Here is a 20,417-nt window from a genome sequence, read left to right on the forward strand (position 1 = left end):
CACATACCGAAACGCCTGACAGATTGCTTTTTTGACTGAGTTGGTTAACGTAAGGTCATTGGTTTATGGTATTTTGTGCGGGGGTGCTGGGGGCTTGATCTTGAAACGAATGCGCAAATCGCTCTGTGCAGGTCTGGCTGTCTCGGTGCTCGCTGGCATGGTCTATGCCGAAACGTTGCCTGACGCTGTGCGCTTTGCCGTCACCACCAATCCGGCGATCAAGGCGTCACAGGCCGAAATGCGCGCCACAGCCTATGACTTGATCCAGCTGCGCGGGGAATACGAACCGCGGGTGACCCTGTCGGGAGAAACCGGCTGGCAGCGGGTCAGCGACGGCAATTCCCTCTCTGCTGCCGATAATGAAAACACCAAGGCGCGCAATCAGCTGGGCGTCCGGGCGGAACTGGTGCTCTTTGACGGGTTTCGGCGGGCCAATCTCGTCTATGCAAATGCGGCGCGCGTGGATGGCAGCATCTTTCGCCTGCTTGACGCCTCCGAGACCATGGCACTGAATGCCACCGAGGCCTATATCGACGTCCACCGGCACCGGCAGTTGCTGACCGTTGCCAAACGCAATGTGGCCAAGCACGAAGAGATCGGCGCGCGGGTGCGCGATCTAGTGCAGGGCGGGCGCCTGCCGTTCAGCGACGAGTTGACAATCGATGACCGGGTCCGATCGGCGCGGCTTGCTCAGCTTGATGTGGAACGTGCATTGCGGGATGCAAATGCCCGGTATGAAAGAGTAATTGGTCGCCCGCCCACAGGTGCCATGAGTGTTCCATTGGCCAAGGCACCCCCGTCGCTGGCGCAGCTGTCCAGCATCGCCGAACGCAACAGCTACCGCGTGCAGTTTGCCCGCACGCAGATTGACCAGACCCGGTTTCAGTCCGAGGTGACCTTGTCTGATCGCTACCCGGAACTGTCGCTGAATGCGGGCGTGGTGCGCGACATAAACCGCAATGGCGTCTCCGGCACGCGCACGGACGAGACGGTAGGGATCGGCCTGCGGTGGACGATCTACCAGGGGGGGCGGCAGGCGGAACGGCGCGCGCTGGCCGAACGCAACAGCCGCGCGCTGGCGTTACAGGCCGTGGCCGTGCGCGATGTGCGTGAACTGGCCGCCCGGACGTGGAACACATATCGGACGAACGCGGACCGGGTGGCACAGCTGAATGATCAGCTGCGCATCAATCGGCTGATCGTTGAGGTCTACGGCGACGAGTTTCTGGCGGCCAAGCGCACCTTGCTGGATTTGCTGGAGGTCGAACGGGCCCGGTTCAACGTGGAGTTTGAAGCGGTTGGGGCGCGGGCAGGGCTTGCCTTCAGCACCTACCGCGCACTGGCAGCGCAAAGCCTTCTGGCGGAACACTTCGGATTGGCCAAGGCCGATATCGCGCTGGAGCCCAGGTTTCAGGATCGTGTGAAGGGTAACCCGACCGCCGTCTTCAACGTCGCAATCGAGCCGCTCGAATGAGACTGCAGGGCGGCACAGAGGCTGGCGCTGTCCCTCTGCGCCGTGCAGGCACCGACAGAGCGCCCACCGCAGCGGACGGGCCGGATATGGCTGTGATCGCATGGCTGGCGCAGGCCTTTGACCAGCCGTTTTCGGCGGATGCGGTGCGTGCGCGCCTGTCACAGGGGGCCGCGCTCTCCGACCCGCAGGATCTTGCGCGGGCGCTGGAGGCCATCGGGCTGACATCCCGGCTGGTGCTGCGTGACCCGTCGGCTGTCGACGCGATTGCGCTCCCGTTTCTGGTCTGGCGGACGTCCGGGCAGGTGCTGATCGTTCAGGGCCTGGGCAAGAATGGGAAAACGGCACAGGTGGTCGACCCCGCGCAGGGCCCGTTGGAGCAGGAGATCCCTTTGCGCAAGCTGCGCAAGGAGATCCGCCCCGAATTGATGCTGGTGACCCGCAGCGCCGATCGCGCGGGCGCGATGCTCTCACCTGACGCCGCGCAGGCGGGTCGGCAACGCGGGCATTGGTTTTGGGCACCGGTGCGCGCCAACTGGGGCAACTGGGCACAGATCCTTGTCGCCGCCTTGCTGCTCAACCTGATGACGCTGGCGCTGCCGCTCTTTGTCATGAACGTCTATGACAAGGTGATCCCCAATCTGGCCTATGTGACCCTCTGGACACTGGCCATCGGGGTGGGGATCGCGCTGTTGCTGGATCTGGTGATGCGCACGATCCGCGCGAATATCCTGGAAAACATCGGCCGGCGCGTGGATCTGAAAGTCGCTGCCACCCTGTTTCAGCAGGCGATGAATACCCGGCTGCTGGACCGCCCCGGCGGGGCTGCGGGCATTGCCAGCACGATCCGAGATTTTGAGGTGGTGCGCGAATTCTTCGCCTCGGCTACCTTTGTTGCGCTCATCGATCTGCTGTTCATCGGGATCTTTGTCGCGGCGCTCTATCTCATTGTCGGGCCGATTGCGCTGGTGCCGCTGCTCGCCGTTCCCGTGGTCCTGCTGATCGCCATTGCCGCGCAATTGCCGTTGGGGCGCAGTGCCGGACGCGCGCAGCAGATGGCCACCAAGCGCCATGTGGTGCTGGTGGAATCGCTGGCGGGCATCGAAACCATCAAGAGCCTGAACGCCGAACCCCTGATGCAGCGCGAGTGGGAGGCGGCGGTGGCGGCCTCGTCCCAGATCAACGGGCGCACCAAATTCTGGTCCAATGTCGCCACCAACGGCACCATGCTGGTGCAGCAGCTGGTATCGGTCCTGATCATTGTCTGGGGCGTTTTTCTCGTCTCCGACGGGGTGATCACCGTGGGCGGTCTGATCGCGGCAAACATCCTTGCCGGTCGGGTGCTGGCACCGCTGGGGACCATCGCACAGACGATTTTCCGCGCGCAATATGCGTTCAAATCGCTGGCCGCGCTGAACCGGTTCATGGCCCTGCCGGTGGAGCAGGGTCCGGCAGTGAAAAGCGATGCACATATCAAGGAGGGCGCGCTGGCGCTGGACGCCGTGTCGCTCACCTATCCGGGGGCGGCGCGTCCGGCGCTGAAGGACCTCAGCTTTACCGTGGCACCGGGGGAATGTGTCGCTTTGCTGGGCCGTGTCGGGTCCGGCAAAACCACGGCGGGCAAAGTGTTGGCAGGGTTGATCCAGCTTGACAGCGGCACGGTGCTGATCGACGGGATCGCCCTGCCGCAATACGAGCCTGCGGAGCTGCGGCGCGGCATCGGTTATCTGCCGCAAACGCCGGAACTTTTCACGGGCACCCTGCGCGAGAACCTTGTGATCGGTCAGCAGAATGCCAGTGATGAAGAGATCGCGCGGGCGCTCTATTTCGCGGCGATGGATGAGTTCCTTGCCGAGGCTCCGGAAGGTCTCGATATGTTCATAGGAGAACAGGGCAAACACCTGTCTGGCGGACAAAAGCAGGGCGTGGCCCTGGCCCGTCTGCTGCTGCGCCGCCCGAAAACGCTTTTCCTGGACGAGCCGACCAACGCAATGGACCAGCGGATGCAGACGCTGATCATCGACCGGCTGGCAGAGCTGAACAAGACCGGCGTCGGCATGGTCATCTGTACACATCGCCAGTCGCTGGCGGCGATGGCGGAGCGGTTGATCGTCATGGACCAGGGACGCGCGGTGCTGGATGGGCCACGCGCGGATGTGCTGGACAAACTGCGCGCCATGGGTGCCGCGCGGGCAAAGGGGTAGGGTATGTTCGGCAACCGCATCGAGGATGGTTTTGCCAATAACATCTCCGGCGCACGCGCGGCCGTGCATGATGGAGGGCCTTGGCGTCTGCTGGTGGCTGTGGCGCTGGGGGTCGGGGCTTTTCTGGCCTGGGCGGCCACCTACAAGATCGAGGAAACAGCGCGCGCCACCGGGCGCGTGATCCCGTCGCAACAGGTGCAGGTGGTGCAGAGCCTTGAGGGCGGTATCGTGCGCGATATCACGGTGCGCGAAGGCGATATTGTAGCGCCCGGCGACGTGCTGATGCGGATAGACGACACGCGGTTCGATGCCGAACGCGGGGAGCTGCTGGAGCGGGAGGCGGCGATACTGGCCGAATCCGCACGGCTGACGGCAGAGGCGCGATTTGCGACGGAATTGGACTTTCCCGTGTTGCTGCAAGCCCGCGCGCCCTTGGCCGTCGCGGCAGAACAGGAAGTGTTCCTCTCGCGCCGCGAGCAACTCAAACGCGAACTGCGGGTGCTGGAGGCGCAACTGCTGCAGCGCCGGGGAGAGTTGAGCGAAATCAGGGCGTTGCGCTACAGAACGGAAGGTATCATTGCGCCGTTGAGCGCGGAGATTGCCCTGACGCAGGACATGTTCGACCGGGGGTTGGTGCCGCAGATTGAACTGCTGCGGTTGCAGTCGCGACTGGCTGAACTCAACGGCGATCTGGGCGTGAGCCGCGCCTCGGAACCGCGGCTGCAGGCAGCAATTGCCGAGGCGGAAAACCAAATCGACGCGGCGCGCTCGGCCTATGTGCTCTCGGCGCGTCAGCGGCTGGCGACCCTGCAGTTGGAACTGGCGGTGGTGCAGGAAACCCTGCGCAGCGCCAATGACCGCGTTACCCGCGCGCAGCTACGCGCACCGGTGCGCGGCACGATCAACCGGGTGAACGCCACGACAATTGGCGCAGTTGTGCAGCCCGGGGCGGCCCTTGTGGAGATCGTGCCGATTGACGACAGCCTGCTGATCGAGGCGGATCTGGGCCCGCGCGACATCGCCTTTGTCAGCCCGGGCGAGCCCGCGTCGGTGAAAATTTCCGCCTATGACTACGTGATCTACGGCGCGCTGGAGGGCGAGGTTGTCCGGATCGGCGCCGATACGATTGCCACGGAGGAGGGCGGGGAGTTTTTCCGGGTGATCGTGCGGACAAACAAATCCTATCTTGGCACGGAGAAAAAACCGCTGCCGATCACGCCGGGGATGATCGCCTCGGTCGACATCCAGACCGGGGAAAAGACCGTGCTGTCCTATCTGGCCAAGCCGCTCCTGCGCGCACAGGCGGAGGCGCTGCGCGAACGCTGATCACTTGCGGGTCGAGGAAAACACACCGTCCCAACCGGCATCGGGCGGCGTGGCGCGCAGATCGGTAATGCGGGTCGCATACATGTCCAAGTATTCCTGCAAGGAGATGTCCAACGCGCCAAGGGATGTGCGGACCTCGGCAAGGAGGGCTTCGGCCTTGTCCCAGCTGCGGGACCGGTAGGCCGCCAGCATATCGTTGTTCACGGCCCAGAGGGTCTGGAACCGCGGGTCTTGCCGCAGGGTTTCATCGCCCAGCAGGGCATAGATCGTCTCTGGCACTTCCTTGCCCACGACGCGGATCACATCCAGCTCCATCACGGCGAAATCGTTCATTACCTCGCGCGCCGTGGCCTGGCCCAGGATGATCGCCGCCCCATAGTAGCGCGATTGCCCCTCGAGCCGCGAGGCCACATTCACCGGATCCCCCAGGGCGGTGTAGTCGAACCGTGTATCGCTGCCCATGTTGCCGACCACGCATTGACCGGTATTTATGCCAATGCCGACGTTGATCTTATGCACGGAGACCCAGGGCTGCCGTTTTTCGGTGCGCTGACGCTTTTGGCCAACCCGCTTGCGTTTCTGTGCTCTGAGCCGCTCTTTGTTGAAGCTCTGCACATCGGCGATCATCTTCAGGGCGGCGCGGCAGGCGGCGCGCGGGTGGTCGTGATTGTCCAGCGGCGCGTTCCAGAAGGCCATCACCGCGTCGCCCATGAATTTGTCGATGGTGCCTTTCTGCTCCATGATCGCATTGGACAGGATGGTCAGGAAGCGGTTCATCAGGCCGGTCAGGGCCTCGGGGTCGTCGCGGAATTCCTCGGCAATCGCCGTGAAGCCACGCACATCGCTGAAAAGAAGGGTCAGCTGTCGCGATTCACCGCCTAGGGTCAGGCTGCCCTGGTTGCGGCTGAGCTGATCCACCAGATCGGGCGAGACATATTGGCCGAAGGCGCTGCGGATTTCGCGCCGCTTTCGCTCTTCGCGCAGGTAATTTACGGTGGAGATCAGCATGACCGCCGTTGTCACGGCGACCACCGGGAAGGACGGGTCGAGCAGGATGCGCTTGTCGTAAAAAAGGTAGTAAGACACCGCCACATAGCCGCCCAGCAGCAGCACGGACGAGGAAATGAGCAGCCGTGCGGAGAGGGCGGGCGCGAAGATGATGACCAAAAAGCAGAGGACCAGCGTTGTCACCAGTTCGATGGCGATGGTGTAATTCGGTCGGATCAGCAGGGTCTTGGCCATGATGTTTTCGAGCACCTGCGCATGTATCTCCACCCCGGCCATGGCCACGCCCAGTGGGGTGGCGCGGAAGTCCTCCAGCCCGATGGCGGAGGTGCCGACCAGCACGAGATGCCCCGCAAGCCGCCCGTCGGGCACCCGGTCCCGCAGCAGATCGGCGGCAGAGACATATCGGCTTTGTGCGGAGGGGGTCAGGTAGGGCCAGACCGTGCCGTCCCGCGCCGTCGGGATCAACTGGCGGGCCAGGACAACCCCCTCGACCCCGGCATCATTCGTGCGCACGGCAAAAGGGCCACCGCCCGTCGCCACGCGCAACAGTTCCGGCGTCAGGCCCAGCCGGATCTGGCCCTGCACGCTCATCACCAGCGGCACGCGGCGGTAAACGCCGTCAGCATCGGGCCGGGTTGCGAACATGCCGCGCCCGGCGGCATTGGCCTCAAGCGCAGGCAGGTTTTGCACGATGTCGGGAAATTTCATCAGGTAGGGCATCGGGTCCGGCCCGATGAGCGCATGCGCCGCGTCCGCCATGTCACGTTTTTCCGCCCGGTTGCCCGCCACATTGCGCACGCTGGTCTGCCCGACAATCACGCGGGCCTCCGCAAAGGCCTGCGCCAGCTTGGTGTCATTGTCCGGTAGTTGCGCCAGGCGGGTTGCGAGATCGCCTGGCATGTCCGGATTGTCTTCGGCGATTTGGGCAGGCGAGAGCCGATCCGGTTCGGAAAAGATGATGTCGAAACCGATGGCGACAGCCCCCTGCGCCGTGGCGCGGGTGACCAGTTCGGCGATGTAGCTGCGCGGCCAGGGCCATTGACCGATCTCCTCGATGCTGCGGTCATCCACATCCACGATGGCCACAGGCATCGGGGTCAGATCGCGCGGTTTGGACTGGTGATAGAAATCGAAGGAGGCATTGCGCAGCATGGCCACCGCTTGCGGGTCACCGATGCGAATGACGAGCCCAAAGAGCAATCCCATCAGGGCGATCACGCGAACCCATCCAACCCATTTCGAAAACCACTGTTTCATCGCGGGGACCGCCTGCCCGGTGCCAAAAAACTACACAACCCGTGCAGAACAGACCGGCTCTCCCGGTTGCTGTGCTCATACTGACCGAATCGGCGAACGGATCAAGTCAGTGGACAACCAGCGATTGTTCCCACTATGGAAATAATCAAGGGTTTTATTGGGTGTCGGTGAAAATATGCTGTTTTTAGAGCCTTAATTGGGCAAAATGTGGTGTGGATCACATACGTCCGCGCATTTTTAAGTTAATCATCGCTTAATTTGAATTTCTGAGGATGGCGCGGTGTCCCTGTTTCATGAGGCACAAAATGAAGACCCGGATGAGGTAGTTACCCTGTGGGGCAACGCTTCTGACGCGGTTGTCGTGCCGGACAGCGCGTTGCTCTTCAACGGTGAATTCTTCCGGCTGGGCCCTGACCTCTATATCGTGAACGACGGGGCGGCGAATTTCCGCGTACCGGACTATTTTGCGCAGTCCAAACCGGCTGATCTGCACGATCCCAACGGGGCAGTGCTGCGCGGCGATCTGGTTGAGTTGCTCGCCGGTCCGATCGCCCCCGGCCAATATGCGCAGGCAGGCGACGCCACGGCGTCCAGCCCGATCGGGCAGGTTGAAACGGTCGAGGGGGCCACCTCCGTCCAGCGGGTCGATGGGTCGGTCGAGACCCTGCAGGTCGGCTCAAAGATCTATCAGAACGACGTGATCACCACCTCCAAGGACGCTTCGGTTTCCGTCACCTTCGTGGATGGCACCATCTTCACGCTGTCCGCCTCGTCGCGCATGGTGATTGACGAGCTGATCTATGATCCCGATGCCACAGATAACTCGGGCAGCTTCAGTCTGATCCAGGGCAGCTTTGTTTTCATCGCGGGGCAGGTGGCCAAGACCGGCGGCATGGATGTGAACACGCCGTCCTCGACCATGGGCATTCGCGGCACGACCGTGGTGGTCGAGGTAGGCACGGTCAATGGCGTCGACACCACCGAGGTGACGCTGACCACGGACCCCGACGGCGACACCGGTCGCGTCGAGCTGCGCGACATCGATGGCAACCTCGTCGCCTTCATCGATCAGACCAATACCAAGTGGATCGTCTCTGCCGCCACCGGCGAGACCCGCGAGGTGGACCGGACGCTGCAGGACGACGCCGAGGATAATCTGCTGATCGCCGAAGCCTTTGCCGCTTTCCGCTCTGCGGTGGCGCGTGTCGATGCGGGCGACACTTTCGTGTCGCTCTCCGATCCGGGCAGTGGGATCAGCATCGACCCGCAGAACCAATCGCAATCCCCCGCCGATCTGGAAGTGGATTCCCTCGACGAACCCGGCGCGGTCGAGGCCCCCGCGGAAGTGGACGATCAGGAGGCCCCGGAGAGCGAACCCTTTGACGAAGGGCTGCTTGCGCCGGAAGAGGCTGGACCCGTTGTGGTGGTCAGCGGCCCCGAAGACGCGGGCGGAGAAGAGGCAATCAGCGGTGACATCGCCGTGCCTGGCAGCGTCGCGGGCACGGTCTTTGCCCTCGCAGGGGGGCCGTCGAACGGCACTGTGGTTGTCACGGCCGACGGCCAGTTCGACTATGTGCCCAATCCGAACTTCAACGGCATCGACAGTTTCACCTTTGCGGCGACCGACCCCAACGGCGACACGGTCGAAGGCTCCGTGATCGTGCAGGTTCTGCCGGTGAACGATATCCCCGACGCGCAGGATACAGAGGCAACCGGTGTCGAGGACAGCATTCTGACCGGCACCATTGTCGCCAGCGACATTGACGGCGACGTGTTGAGCTATGCCATCGGCACAACGCCCGGCAACGGTGAAGTCGCGCTCTTCCCCGATGGCACATATTCCTACCGGCCCGATGTGAACTTTGCGGGCACTGACAGCTTTAGCGTGATCGTTTCTGATCCGTCAGGCGAGACCGCCGAGGCGACAGTCAGCATCAGCATAACCGGCGAAAACGATGCGCCGATCGTCACGACAGCCGTGGGTGCGAACCTCGGCACGGTGGTGGAAGGCGACGAACAGGCGGATGCCAGTGGCCAGCTCAGCGCGGATGATCCCGAAGACAACGCCGTTACCTGGACAGGGACGTCCACGGCGCTTTTTGGCGCCTTTGCGATCACCAGTACCGGCGCCTGGACCTATGTGCTCGACAATGACGTCGCCGACAGCATCGCCGAAGGTGAAACCGTCACGGAGACGTTCACGGCCACCGCCTCGGACGAGTTCGGCGCAACGGTCACACAGATCATCGAGGTGACCCTGACCGGCACAAATGATGCGCCGACCGTCACCCAAAACAGCGTCTTCGAGACTGATCAGAACGGTGTGCTGACCAATCAGCTGACGGCGACGGATGTAGACAGCAGCGGTCCGCTGAGTTTTGCCCTGGGCGATGACGGTCCCGAAAACGGTATCGCCACGATCAATGAGGATGGCAGTTTCACCTATACGCCGAATGCCGATTTCGCGGGCATCGACCGTTTCAGCTACACGGTCACGGATGCGCAGGGCGGCGTGTCCACAGGGCGGGTCACAGCGGCGGTGGAAAGCACATCGGGCGCTGTCGGAGAGCAATCGGTGAGTGTTGCGATCACTGTTGATGCCACCGCTGAAGCAGCTGCCGGTGCGGTGGCCATCGACGCGCAGACCGTGGAGGCGCAATCGGTCAATCTGATCATTGCCATGGACAGCTCGGCCAGTATCGAAGGCGGCAACTGGATCGCGCAGCGCGAAGCCGTCCGAGACGCGATCGAGCAGCTGAGCGACCAGTTCGAGGGCTCGACAACCTCAGTGGATGTGCAGGTCATCGCCTACTCGAACAGGGTTGTTGCCGTCGGGCCCACCGATCTGCACGATCCGGATCTGCCGGGGGATATTCTGTCACTGCGGTTCCAGCGCGGCTCCACGGGCTGGGATCTGGCGCTGGATGAGGCCAATGACTTCCTGACGGGAGAGCCTGCAGGTGAGGCAAACTTTCTGCTCTTCATCACCGATGGTGTCCCGTCCAACGGCGCGTGGCGCCAGTCGCTGGAGGCGCTGACCAACCCGCCGGGGGGCGCCTTCACCGTGGACATCAAGGCCTTTGGCATCGGGGAGGAGTATGATCCCACCTTGCTGCAGGAGATTGACCCCGATCCGACCCTGCTCTTGACCGCCGACGACCTTGCGGCCGCGCTGACGCAAACGCCTGTCTTCTCGCCCAAGCTGATTTCTCTGGATGTCTCGCTTGAGGCCGATGGCGAAGATCATGGCATCATCGCCACCCAGGACAGCGATGCGTTGATCGTGGAAGGCATCGACTACGAACTGCCGCTGGCGAGCATCGAAAACATCGAACTGCTGCTGGGCGAAAGCAACCGGATCAGCGTGGCCACGCGCTTTGATCTGGATGGGGACGACAGCACCGCCGAGATCGAGCTCTTTTCCAGCGATGTGATCGGCAAGGCAGATACGGCGCAGAGCATCGCCGGTCTGGACGCGACTGACCTGCTCTTTGGCAGCGATCTGGCGGACGACATTGCAGGCGGGGGCGGCAGTGACCTGATCCTGGGATTTGACGGTGCGGACACATTAGACGGGGGCGCGGACGCGGACATCGTTCTGGCAGGGGGCGGCGATGACGTTTTGCGTGTCTCCGAAGCGCCGGGTGCCGGGGTTGAGCTGCTGGACGGCGGTGCCGGACGCGACGTGCTTGAGATCGGTGTTGGCGGCAATCTGACCGACGATCTGATCCCGTCGCTGGACATCAGGGACATCGAAGCCATCGACATGGAGAACGGCCAGGCCAACAGTCTGGCACTCATATTGGAAGATGTGATCGATATGTCCTCCACCAGCGACAGCCAGTTGGAAGCCTTGCTGGACGCGGCCCTGCCGGAAAGTGCGGTGATCTACGGCGATGCGACGGACAGTCTGACCCTTGTTTCTGGCCCGGAAGGCGGGTTCCAGAAGGTATCCGATACGCCGGTGGCGGATGGCAACGGCAACACGCTGGACATCTACGCCTATGTGGAGGGCGGCAATGTACTCGCCACGCTGGGCGTGGACAGCGATATCGACGTCTCAGGCGCGGTGCCGGTGGGCTGACGCGGCGTGATCGCTTTTTGGCAAATGTGGCTCAGGCGTCAGCCAGTTCCTTGCGGGCGATGGCGGCGCTGAACTGCCGTTCCTGCTCGGCCCCCCAGGCCGCAACGGAGTATTTGCCGACCACGCGGCGCAGTTCCTTCATCCGGTCGCGCCGTTCCTTTTCCGGCATCTCCAGCGCCTGCAGGATCGCCTGATCCATGGAGCGGTGGGAAAACGGATTGGTGATCACGGCGGAGTTCAATTCCACCGCTGCCCCGGCGAATTCCGACAGCACAAGCACCCCGTCACCATCCGTGCGCGCGGCCACGAATTCCTTGCAGACGAGGTTCATGCCATCGACCAGCGGGGTGATCCAAGCCACATCCGCCGCCAGATAATATTTGATCAGATCGTCAAAGGGGATCGCCCGCGAGATCAGGGCAATCGGCTGCCAGTCGAGCGTGCCAAAGCGTCCGTTGATGCGCCCGGCGGTCTCCTCGATCCCGGTTTGGGTCAGCGCATAGGCCGACATATTGCGGTTCGCGCTGACCGAGACATGCATCAGTTTGACCTTGCCGCGCAGGTCGGGGTTGTCCGCCAGCACGCGCTCGAAGCTTTCCAGCTGATCGACGCCGCCCTTGGTGTAATCGGTGCGGCCCACGGAAAGGATCAGGCGGCGCTCTCCCTGTCCCTTGCGGATTTCCTTGGCATCCGCCTGTACTTGCGGGTCGGTGGCGCGCTCTTCGATGAAATCCACGGCGACCCCGACACTGGCAGAGCTGACCGCAACCTGCCGCCCCTCGAAAGACAGCAGGGTCGGCGCCGAGCGTTCGCTGAGCGCGGTGCCGTCCGAAACGAGTTCTGCTGCCACCGTTTCCCGCTTCACAACGTCCACGTCAAAGAGGCTGCGCGCGACCGAGACGAAATTCGCGGCATAGCGCGGGATGTGAAAGCCCACGATGTCGCACTCCAGCAGGCTTTTCACGATTTCGCGCCGCCAGGGCAGCACATTGAACATATCCGCCGCCGGGAAGGGCGTGTGGTGGAAAAACGAGATGGTCACGTCGGAGCGCAGCTGCCGCAAATACCCGGGCACGAGCCAGAGATTGTAGTCATGTATCCAGACCCGCGCGCCCTGCGCCGCCTCGCGCGCGGCGGCTTCGGCAAAGGCCCAGTTCACTTCGCGAAAGGTGGGCCAGTCCACGGGGTCGTAGTTAAATTTCTCCTTGAAGCTGTGCAGGATCGGCCAGAACGCCTCCTTGGAGGACACATGGTAGAAGCTGCTGACCTGTTCGTGGGTCAGGGGCAGGCGCGACACGGAATAGGTGCCATGGGCATCGCTGATCTCCACCACCTTTTCAAAGTCGGGATTGGCCGGGTCGTCGGCCAGTTTCCAGGCGATCCAGGCGGCATGCTCTGCGGTGCCGAAAAAGCTCTTGAGCGTGGGGACAATACCATTTGGGCTCTTGTTTTCACGCAGAACCGTCTGGCCGTTTTCCTCCACTTCCTCATAGGGTTGGCGGTGGTAGACGATCACGAGATCAGACGGCATGGATCAGACCCTTTCCGGGGTTGGGTGCAATTCGAAATGAGCGATGGCCTCGAAGATGCCTGCGGTGCCAATACCCTCTGCGCGGTAGATATGGGCAGCGTCGGGCAGGGCGCTCAACAGCGGCGGTTCGGAGCCGCCCACGGCAACGGCGGGCGTACCCGCCACCAGCATGGACAGATCGTTCAGGGTATCGCCAGCGGCTAGCACTCGGGTTTGCGGGATGTTCAGATGATCGAGCAGACGCAGCAGAGAGGGGCCCTTGCTGACGCCTTGCGGCAGCACATCAAAGAACCGGTTGTCAGAAATCAGCACGTCAAAGCCCATTGCCTCGACCGTCGCGGTCGTGGTCGGGTCGAACTGATCCGGATCGTAGTCATAGCTCACGCGGTAACGGAAGTCGGTTGGTTGCAGCGTCAAACCCGGCGCGCTTTCAAGGGTCGATCTGACCTGATCGCCCCCATCCCGCCAGCGCTCGGCAATCTGCCTTTCCAGATCCGTGATCGGTGCGATGGTGCGATCCGGGGCCACATGCGCAATTGTCGTGCCGACGTCGCCAATCACATATTCCGGCCAGGGCACTTCACCGCTGCCGCAAAGCTGGTGAATGAACGCCGGGTCGCGTCCACTGACAAACACAAGCCCGACAGAGCTACGATGCGCCTCGATCCAGTCGTAGAGGGCCTGCCGGTCCGCCGCACTGCCACCGAGAAAGGTCCCATCCAGGTCGGTGGCCAGCACAAACTGCCGCTCGGAAAGGGGGTTGCTCACGGCGTGTCTCCTCGCGGTGTTGACTGTGAGAGACCGGCGTGTTGGCGATTTTCGGGGAGCATGTTGCGGAACTCGCCGCTGACAATCACCTTCGGGGTCTTGGTCTCAAGGGCTGGCCGGCGACACGCTTTAGACGGGTATTCGCCTGTCAAAGCAATCCGTCGCACCATTTTTTTTGACATCTGAAATAGCATCACCCTGTCAGGTAACGGGATTGTGCCCAGCTTCAACCCTATGATCCGTTTACGACATTCACGTGACGGGATTTTTGGCAAAACGCTTAAAAAAGGGGCGGAATCGCTGGATTCGGACTGTCGAGTTTTCCCCGAACTGGCAAGATACGGGACGGAATAACCTGACATCCAGCTTTAATGGCGGAGATTAACCAATTGATTTAATGAAATACGATGCACCTGCACTTGGGTGAGTGAAAGACCTCGGTGCGCTACGTGCGCAAGGTCCTGAAAATCTCCGACCTGAAACAGATCAGATGTCGTTTTCAGGACTTTGAATCCACCATCGACACCGCCCGTCTCCGGCGGTTTGCCCGAAGCGCATTGCGTGGATGGAAAATCCCTCGGGCTTTCCTGCTCAAACGCCCCGCTTATGCCCTGTCCATTTGCAGAGCGCAGTCTATTTCCGCTAAAACGGAAGAAAGAGGTGAGTCCGCCTATCCACCACATGCTGCCGCGGTGGGGTGATATGGACGGGCCGATCAGGGGGAAATTGTGCAGGTAACCATTATGGGCAGGGGGCTGCCGGGTCGTGGTCTTGTCAGCGCCATCAGTCTGGCCGCGCTTTTGGCGCAGCCCGCGATGGCGCTGGATGTGACCTTGCAGGGCGCGTTGAGCGACGATCTGCGCAGTGATCTCGAAGGCGGCTCGCTGCTGATCGAACAGGAGCTGTCAGAGGCAGACGTCTCCCCACAGGAAATCGTATCCATCGCGCAGGCGGATTACCAACGTCTGCTCGCCGTCCTCTACGACTACGGGTATTACGGCGCGGTTATTCGCATCACCCTGGATGGGCGCGAGGCATCCACGATCAAATCCGTTGCTCCGCCGCCCAGCGTGTCGCGGGCGGAAATTGACATCACGCCCGGCACGGCATTCCGGTTTGGCAGGGCCGAGATCGGGCCGTTGGCCCCGGACACGACGCTGCCGGATGGGTTTCGGTCCGGTGAAACCGCACGGCTGAGCCTGTTGCGCGATGCCGCCAGTGCCGCCACGGATGGTTGGCGCGATGTGGGCCATGCCAAGGCGGAGCTTCAAAGCCAGCGTGTCACGGCACGGCACAACGACGGCACGCTGAACGCGACGCTGCGTGTCGACCCGGGGCCCAAGCTGCGCTTTGGGGCATTGAGCGTGCGGGGCAATCAGGCCGTGCGCACCGAACGCATTGTCGAAATCGCGGGCCTGCCCGTGGGCACCACCTATTCGCCCCAGGAATTGCAACAGGCTGCGGCCCGCCTGCGGCGCACCGGCACCTTCAGTTCGGTTGCCATGATCGAGGCGCAGGAGCCCGGGCCGGGCGATACCCTGGCGATCACCGCGCGTGTGGCCGAAGAGAAACCACGGCGGTTCGGCTTTGGTGGTGAAATCTCGACTGTGGAAGGGTTGTCCGTCAGCACGTTCTGGATGCACCGCAACCTCTTTGGTGGCGCGGAGCGGCTGCGTCTGGATGCGGAGATCGAGGGGATCGGCGGCGATACCGGCGGGACGGACTTCCTGGCGCGTGCGCTTTATCAGCGCCCGGCGACCTTCAATGAGGATACCGGGCTCTACATACTTGGTGAGATTGAACAGCAGGACGAGATCAACTTTTTCTCGCGGCAGGGCACCATCGGCGCGGGGATCGAACGGATTGCATCGGATCAGCGCAGCTACCGCTTCGGGCTGGCGGTCCGGCGCGCGACCACCCGCGACGCTTTTGGCGAAAACGACTACACGCTGCTTCTGGCACCTACTGGCGCGACCTTCGATTACCGCGATCGGACCCTGGATGCCCGGCGCGGTTATTTTCTGGACGCGGAGGTGACCCCGTTTCTGGCCGCCTCCGGCGCGGACAACGGGCTGCTGACCAAGCTCGATCTGCGTGGGTACCGGACATTCGGTGAGGTGCGTCCCACAACCATTGCCCTGCGCGGACAGCTTGGGTCGCTGATCGGGCCTGCGCTCTCCGTGGCACCGGCTGATTTCCTGTTCTATTCCGGCGGCAGTGACACGGTGCGCGGACATGAATACCAGTCGCTTGGCGTCGATTTGGGCGGAGGTCAGACGGTCGGGGGCCGGTCCTTCCTTGGGTTGTCCGCCGAGATACGCATGCGGACGTCCGGCAATCTGGGCTATGTCGGATTTCTGGACGCGGGCTATATCGGGGAGGAGGTCTTTCCCGACGGATCGGGCGAATGGCACAGTGGCGCCGGGGTGGGCCTGCGATATGCCACGCCCATCGGGCCCATCCGTCTCGACCTGGCGGTGCCCACATCGGGCGACGACGACGGGTCATCGTTTCAGGTCTACATTGGCATAGGGCAGGCATTCTGATGCGGGTTTGGGTGAAAATACTGGCCGTTATCGCGCTGCTCTGGGGCGTTACCCATGCGCAGGCGCAGAGCGATGAGGATGACGGCGGCTTTCTGACCCGCACGATCGAAGACCTGCTCTCAGGCGCGGGGCGCGAGGTCAACATCGAAGGCTTTGCCGGGGCGCTGAGCTCCGAGGCATCGTTTGACCGCATGACCATTGCCGATGACCAGGGCATCTGGCTGACACTCGAAGACGTGAAGCTGAACTGGAGCAGGCTGGCCCTGCTGCGCGGACGGCTCGAAGTGGACAACCTGAGCGCTGCTGTGCTTGATCTGCCGCGCCTGCCGGAGGTCGAGGAAACAACGGAGGTGCCCGCTGCTGAAGCCACGGAATTTGCGCTGCCAGACCTGCCGGTGTCGGTGAACATCCAGCAGTTCGAAGTCTCCCGCATCGCCCTGGGGGAACCGGTTCTGGGTGCCGCCGCTGTTCTGGACGTGAAGGCCAGCGCGCGGCTGGATGACGAGGGGGCCTTTGTCGATCTGACGGCAAACCGGGTGGACAATACGGCGGGCACCTATGTGGTGCAGGGCAGTTTTGCGCGGGAGACGTCAGAGATTTCGGTGCAGATGGAACTGGACGAAGCCGCGGGCGGGCTGGTCGGGCGGGTGATGAACCTGCCGGGCCAACCCTCTATCGATCTGACCGTGGCGGGCACCGGACCGCTGGATGATTTCACAGCGGATATCGCGCTGGCCACCGACGGGCAGGACCGTGTCGCGGGGCAGGTGGTGTTGAGCACGCTGCCCGTGGCGGTCGAGGGCGCTGTGCCTGATCGCCGCGTGCGGGCTAACCTTGGCGGCGATATCACCGCCCTGGTTGCACCGGAGTCGCGGGATTTCTTCGGCACTGACGTTCAGATCGCGGCGGTTGCGGTTTTGGCCGCTGATGGCGCCGTTGATGTCTCGGAATTCAGCCTTGATGCGCAGTCTGCACAGTTGAGTGGCGCGGTGCGGCTCAACAGTGAGGCCTGGCCGGTGTTCATTGACATCAATGGACAGATCGCGCGGTCCGATCAGCGACCCGTTGTCTTGCCCGGATCGGATGTGGAAACCACGGTGCAGGCTGTGACGCTGAGCGTGGATTTTGACGCTGCGGATGGCGATGCGTTTCGCGGTGTTTTCGACATCGTGGACCTTGATCGCCAGGACGTCCGTTTCGCCGAGGCCGCATTGGTGCTCGACGGGACGCTGGAAAGTGCCGCGGGCACGGTTGGTCGTTTTCTGGGCGATCTTGATCTGACGACGGAAGGGCTGGAATTGTCCGATCCGCAGGCTGCACAGGCGTTGGGGCAGGACCTGCAGGGCAAGGCCAATATCGACTATGTCGAAGGCCAGCCAATCCGGATTACCGGTCTGGAGCTTACGGGCGAAGACTATGGCTTGATGGGGGATGTCATCATCGACGGGCTGGCGGGCGGCTTCCCGACCGAACTGGACCTGAGCGTGCGGGCCGAAGAGCTGGCGCGTTTTGCCGGGATTTCCGGTCAACCTCTGACGGGCGGCGCGCAGCTGGACATTCAAGGGAACGTCACCCCGCTCAGCAGCATGTTTGACCTCGCTATCCAGGGCACAACCAACGATCTGACGGTGGGCATTCCGCAGGCGGATGCGGTGCTGGCGGGCGAAACGGCGCTGACCCTGCAGGCGCGGCGCGATGTGTCGGGGACCTTCGTGCAGGATCTGATCCTGCGCAATGCCGCGCTCGACGTGGCGGGTGATTTCGAGCTGCGCACGGATGACAGTGTCGTCTCCGCCCGCGCGACCCTGCGTGATATCGCAGTGGTGCTGCCGCAATATCAGGGGCCGGTGAGCGTGGTGGCCGACGCCACGCAGGACAGCCTCGGCTGGCAGGTCGATCTGACCGCGGATGCGCCCTATGACAGCGCGCTCAGCGTCAAGGGACGCGCCACCGGGCCGCAAACCGATGTGGTCTTTGATCTCTCCGTACCTGAGGTCAAGCCGCTGGTGCCCACTGTGCAGGGGCCGCTTCAAGCCACCGGACGCATCTGGCTGACCGAGCAGGGCTATAACGTGGATGTGGACGCGGGCGGGCCCTACCAATCGGATGTCAGCGTCGCGGGGCTCGCCACCGGACCCGATGCCGCCGTCACCTTCTCCGCAGCACTCCCGGACATTAGCGTTTTTGTCCCCAACATCCGGGGCCCATTCTCCATTGCGGGGGATGCAAATCGGGCCACTGGCGGGTGGCAGATCGATACGGTTGCGCAAGGACCCGCCGGGACGGATGCCACGATCGCGGGGCTTGTGCGGGAGGACGGGACACTTGACCTTGACGTCGCAGGCGCGCTGCCGTTGGGGCTGTCCGAGCCGTTTCTGGCCCCCCGCAGCCTTCAGGGGCAGGCCCGATTTGATCTGGCCGTGCAGGGGCCACCGGCGCTTGGCTCCGTCTCGGGGCGCATTACCACGGATGGTGCCACCTTTGCCGCGCCCAATCTGCGGCTTGCGCTGACCGATCTCGACACAACGCTGGATCTGAACGGGGGGGCGCTGCGCATCGATGCACAAAGCGCGGTCGAAGGCGGCGGGGGCGTGACGGCGTCAGGCACGCTGAACCTGACCAGCCTCTCCTCCGATCTGCAGGTGGCGCTGAACGGTGTCGGTTTTGCCGATCCGCGCCTCTTCTCGACCGTTCTGGATGGTGCGATTTCCGTTACGGGGCCGCTGACCGGCGGGGCCCGGATCGCGGGGGAAATCAACGTCGGCGAAACCCTCGTGACGGTGCCATCGTCGGGGTTGACCAGCATCGGCGAAATACCCGACATCACCCATGTGGGCGCGCCCGCGGCAGTGACCCGGACACGCCGCCGCGCGGATGTGATCCCGGAGCCGCAGGCCTCGGGCGCGTCCGGTGGCGCCGCCTACCGCCTTGGTATTCAGATCAACGCGCCGCGCAGGATTTTTGTGCGCGGACGCGGGATCGATGCGGAACTGGGCGGCGGGCTGGAGATCACCGGCACCACGGCGCGGGTGATCTCTGCCGGTCAGTTCGACCTGGTGCGCGGGCGGCTCGATATTCTGGGCAAGCGGTTTGATCTGGTTGAAGGGTCGATCCAGTTTCAGGGGAATCTGGTGCCCTACATACGTTTCGTGACCTCCTCGAGTACCGAAACCGGCAGCGCCGGGATCGTGCTCGACGGCCCTGCGACAACGCCCGACGTGTCCTTCATCTCAACCCCTGATGCGCCACAGGATCAGGTGCTGGCGCAACTGCTTTTCGGACGCAATATCGATGAAATCTCGGCCTTTCAGGCGCTGCAACTGGCGAATGCGGTGGCCGAACTGGCCGGGCGTCAGGGGTCCGATGTCATCGGCAATCTCAGAGAGGGCTTTGGCCTCGACGACTTCGACGTGACCACCACCGATGACGGCGAGGCCGCGGTGCGCGCGGGTAAATACATCTCCGATAACATCTATACGGATGTGACCACGGGTGGCGGAGAGACGGAATTGTCGATCAATCTGGATGTGACGGAATCGCTGACCGCCAAGGGCACGCTGGAACAGGACGGCAATACCGCCCTCGGTATCTTCTTTGAGCGGGATTATTGATCGGCGGCGGCGGCATCCGGTGTGAACTGGCCAAAGCGGCCCCGATCAAACAGCAGCCCGGGCGCCTCTGACATGCCCTGCGCCACATGGCGCACTTCGCCCAGGATCAGCGAGTGATCGCCCGCCGGGTGCACCGCGTGGGTGGTGCAGAAAAACGCGGCAAGACATCCGGCGAGATGCGGGGTGTCCAGCGGGCCTGCCTCCCATGCCAGTGTTTTGAACCCGTCCCCGCTGGTTGCGAAGTGCCGCGCGAGGTCGAGTTGATCGGCCCCCAGAACGTGGATGCAAAAGCTTTCCGCCCCGGCGAAGGCGTCGTGGCGGCGCGATGATACCGCAGGCGACCACAGCACCAGGGGCGGGGTCAGCGACACGGAGGAAAAGGAATTCGCTGTCATCCCAAGCGGTCCCGTGGGCGTCTGCGTGGTGATCACGGTGACACCGGTGCCGTAACAGCCAAACGCGCGCCGCAGGTCTGGCAGGCGATCAGGGTCAGGCGAAAAGAGCGCCGTGTCAGCGGACATTCCGGCGTCCGCTGGCCTTGCCTGGTTCAAAATGGATCATCGCACCTCGCCGGGTCAGTCTTGTAACGCCATGTATGGCATGAACCGCGC

General features: G+C 63.0%; 10 protein-coding genes. 6 read left to right on the top strand and 4 right to left on the bottom strand.

All coding sequences use genetic code 11. From position 1 onward, the window contains the following. Positions 1-109: 109 nt before the first annotated feature. The 3 genes from ISX84_RS05065 to ISX84_RS05075 all read left to right on the top strand — a co-directional run bounded on the left by ISX84_RS05065 (position 110) and on the right by ISX84_RS05075 (position 5,001). Entirely contained in the window at positions 110-1,474 is a 1,365-nt protein-coding gene (locus ISX84_RS05065) for a TolC family protein (protein WP_229884147.1), read from the top strand. Between the two features lie 86 nt (positions 1,475-1,560). Beyond that, on the top strand, positions 1,561-3,675 hold the full coding sequence (locus tag ISX84_RS05070; protein WP_195819213.1) for a type I secretion system permease/ATPase: 2,115 nt from the start codon (positions 1,561-1,563) through the stop codon (positions 3,673-3,675). Positions 3,676-3,678: 3 nt separating this feature from the next. Next, positions 3,679-5,001 carry an HlyD family type I secretion periplasmic adaptor subunit gene (locus ISX84_RS05075; RefSeq protein ID WP_195819214.1) on the top strand — a complete coding sequence of 441 codons (1,323 nt, stop codon included), beginning with the start codon at positions 3,679-3,681 and terminating at the stop codon, positions 4,999-5,001. On the opposite strand, the gene ISX84_RS05080 is transcribed toward ISX84_RS05075, so the two are convergent. Further along, positions 5,002-7,266, bottom strand: coding sequence for a CHASE2 domain-containing protein (locus ISX84_RS05080; protein WP_195819215.1), 2,265 nt, complete (start codon positions 7,264-7,266; stop codon positions 5,002-5,004). Positions 7,267-7,546: 280 nt separating this feature from the next. Between ISX84_RS05080 and ISX84_RS05085 the strand changes: the two genes are divergently transcribed. Next, complete coding sequence (locus tag ISX84_RS05085; RefSeq protein WP_195819216.1) at positions 7,547-11,350, top strand: Ig-like domain-containing protein; 3,804 nt, start codon at positions 7,547-7,549, stop codon at positions 11,348-11,350. 31 nt (positions 11,351-11,381) lie between these two features. On the opposite strand, the gene ggpS is transcribed toward ISX84_RS05085, so the two are convergent. Together ggpS and ISX84_RS05095 are read right to left on the bottom strand one after the other, a co-directional pair. After that, entirely contained in the window at positions 11,382-12,881 is a 1,500-nt protein-coding gene (ggpS, locus tag ISX84_RS05090; RefSeq protein WP_195819217.1) for a glucosylglycerol-phosphate synthase, read from the bottom strand. Positions 12,882-12,884: 3 nt separating this feature from the next. After that, positions 12,885-13,649 (bottom strand): HAD-IIB family hydrolase, encoded by a 765-nt coding sequence (locus ISX84_RS05095; protein WP_195819218.1) that lies wholly within the window; start codon positions 13,647-13,649, stop codon positions 12,885-12,887. 728 nt (positions 13,650-14,377) lie between these two features. On the opposite strand from ISX84_RS05095, the gene ISX84_RS05100 reads away from it, so the two are divergent. Beyond that, positions 14,378-16,195 carry an autotransporter assembly complex protein TamA gene (locus ISX84_RS05100; RefSeq protein WP_326838702.1) on the top strand — a complete coding sequence of 606 codons (1,818 nt, stop codon included), beginning with the start codon at positions 14,378-14,380 and terminating at the stop codon, positions 16,193-16,195. Then, positions 16,195-19,806, top strand: a complete 3,612-nt coding sequence (locus ISX84_RS05105) for a translocation/assembly module TamB domain-containing protein (RefSeq protein WP_195819219.1) — start codon at positions 16,195-16,197, stop codon at positions 19,804-19,806. Before ISX84_RS05100 ends, ISX84_RS05105 begins: the two co-directional genes overlap by 1 nt. Here the strand turns inward: ISX84_RS05105 and ISX84_RS05110 are convergent. Then, positions 19,800-20,327 (bottom strand): flavin reductase family protein, encoded by a 528-nt coding sequence (locus tag ISX84_RS05110; protein WP_195819220.1) that lies wholly within the window; start codon positions 20,325-20,327, stop codon positions 19,800-19,802. The genes ISX84_RS05105 and ISX84_RS05110 overlap by 7 nt on opposite strands. Positions 20,328-20,417 lie beyond the last annotated feature (90 nt).

The sequence above is a fragment of the Roseobacter sp. MH60115 genome (assembly GCF_015644665.1).
Taxonomy (GTDB): Bacteria; Pseudomonadota; Alphaproteobacteria; order Rhodobacterales; family Rhodobacteraceae; genus Roseobacter.

Excerpts from the sequence above, each read along its gene's own strand:
- ISX84_RS05080 (WP_195819215.1), bottom strand. The coding sequence starts at position 7,266 with ATGAAACAGTGGTTTTCGAAATGGGTTGGATGGGTTCGCGTGATCGCC.
- ISX84_RS05075 (WP_195819214.1), top strand. The coding sequence starts at position 3,679 with ATGTTCGGCAACCGCATCGAGGATGGTTTTGCCAATAACATCTCCGGC.
- ISX84_RS05110 (WP_195819220.1), bottom strand. The coding sequence starts at position 20,327 with ATGTCCGCTGACACGGCGCTCTTTTCGCCTGACCCTGATCGCCTGCCA.
- ISX84_RS05065 (WP_229884147.1), top strand. The coding sequence starts at position 110 with ATGCGCAAATCGCTCTGTGCAGGTCTGGCTGTCTCGGTGCTCGCTGGC.
- ggpS (WP_195819217.1), bottom strand. The coding sequence starts at position 12,881 with ATGCCGTCTGATCTCGTGATCGTCTACCACCGCCAACCCTATGAGGAA.
- ISX84_RS05070 (WP_195819213.1), top strand. The coding sequence starts at position 1,561 with ATGGCTGTGATCGCATGGCTGGCGCAGGCCTTTGACCAGCCGTTTTCG.
- ISX84_RS05105 (WP_195819219.1), top strand. The coding sequence starts at position 16,195 with ATGCGGGTTTGGGTGAAAATACTGGCCGTTATCGCGCTGCTCTGGGGC.